Origin of the sequence: Candidatus Hakubella thermalkaliphila (assembly GCF_013281975.1) — a bacterium.
In the GTDB taxonomy this organism is placed as follows: Bacteria; Actinomycetota; Humimicrobiia; order Hakubellales; family Hakubellaceae; genus Hakubella; species Hakubella thermalkaliphila.
In genome coordinates this window covers 1-1,524 of the sequence record NZ_BLRZ01000232.1, presented here as the reverse complement: position 1 = coordinate 1,524, position 1,524 = coordinate 1, and the positions used below count along the sequence as shown (strand labels likewise).

Sequence of the window (1,524 nt, the reverse complement as noted above, 5' to 3'; positions counted from 1 at the left end):
CTTCTCCCAAATTTGTTATTCTCTGCCTTTGATCAGGCTCTCCACTACGCTTGGGTCAGCAAGTGTACTGATATCTCCTAAATTAGTTGTGTCTTTCTCGGCGATTTTACGCAGGATGCGCCTCATAATCTTACCTGAACGGGTCTTTGGAAGTGCGGGTGCAAACTGAATTGCTTCCGGAGTAGCTATCGGACCAATTACTTTGCGCACATGCATTATAAGTTCTTTCTTTAGCGCCTCACTTTCTTCTACTCCTTCAACTAAAGTTACAAAAGCATACAATCCCTGTCCTTTAATATCATGAGGCACCGGCGTAACAGCGGCTTCGGCTACCTTTTTATGACTGACCAGGGCACTTTCAACTTCTGCGGTGCTGATACGGTGACCAGAAACATTAACAACATCATCTATTCTCCCCATCAGCCAATAATCGCCGTCCTCGTCAATTCTGCAGCCATCACCAGCGAAATAGAGGTTATCATACACTGTGAAATAGGTGTCTAAGAAGAAAAAAGGATATTACTATCTTTCTGACCACTCATTACATGGATGAAGCCGAAAATTGTGATCGCATAGCCATAATCGATCGGGGGAGAATAATTGCTCTGGACACTCCCGATAATCTGAAAAAATCTGTGAGAGGAGATGTTATCACTCTGGACACCGCCAATAATGAGAAAGCTCAGAAGATCATTGAATCCAGGTTTGGGCGCCAGGTAGTAATACAGGATGGCACCCTCCGCTTCGAGATTGAAGACAGCGACCGCTTCATTCCCCAGCTTTTTTCTAAATTGGACATGGAGGTAATTTCCATCAATGCTCGACGGCCGACCCTGGACGATGTTTTTCTCAAGCTTGCAGGCAGGGCCATACGGGAGGAGTCGGCGGACGCTCTCGGTATAGCCAGGGCGGTGGTCAGAGCCAGAAGGATGAGGGGTAGAAGCTAGCCCATTACAGTTCTTTGCAAAGAGGTCGGGTAGATTCTTGTGGAAAGCTCTTAGTGGACTAAGGGAAGATTCCTGTGATGATCTAGGGAGGAAAAGATAATGCTGCGAAAGGATTTGAAAGGTATCTACACCATCTGGCTGAGAGACATTAAGCGTTTTTTCAGGGATAGAGGTCGCATAATCGGTGCTACTGCCCAACCAGCTCTTTTCCTCTTCGTCCTGGGCACGGGTCTATCCAGTGCACTCCGCTTTATTGGTGGCGGAGGAAGTACCTTTCTGGACTTCATCTATCCGGGCATTATCGGAATGACCGTGCTTTTCACCGCTACCTTCTCTGCCCTTTCCATAGTGTGGGACAGAGAGTTTGGTTTCCTCAAGGAAGTTCTGGTGGCTCCCATTTCCCGCACCGCCATTGTCCTGGGGAAAGCCTGCGGAGGGAGCACTCAGGCTATGCTCCAGGGACTCATCATGCTTGCCTTCGCCCCTATACTGGGAGTGAGGCTGAACCTGGTCAATGTTATGGAGCTTATTGCCCTTATGATTCTGATGTCTTTCGCCCTAACTTCCTTCGGTATCC

General features: G+C 48.0%; 2 protein-coding genes and 1 pseudogene. 2 read left to right on the top strand and 1 reads right to left on the bottom strand.

The features are described from left to right. Window positions 1–15: 15 nt before the first annotated feature. Window positions 16–507 (bottom strand): annotated as a pseudogene (locus HW443_RS11150) (AMP-binding enzyme); the annotation flags it as partial. Between the two features lie 38 nt (window positions 508–545). On the opposite strand from HW443_RS11150, the gene HW443_RS11145 reads away from it, so the two are divergent. Further along, window positions 546–947, top strand: coding sequence for an ATP-binding protein DrrA1-3 family domain-containing protein (locus tag HW443_RS11145; protein WP_176236356.1), 402 nt, complete (start codon window positions 546–548; stop codon window positions 945–947). 99 nt (window positions 948–1,046) lie between these two features. Further along, a partial coding sequence (locus HW443_RS11140) for an ABC transporter permease (protein ID WP_176238218.1) occupies window positions 1,047–1,524 on the top strand: 478 nt, incomplete at its 3' end.

Excerpts from the sequence above, each read along its gene's own strand:
- HW443_RS11145 (WP_176236356.1), top strand. The coding sequence starts at position 546 with ATGGATGAAGCCGAAAATTGTGATCGCATAGCCATAATCGATCGGGGG.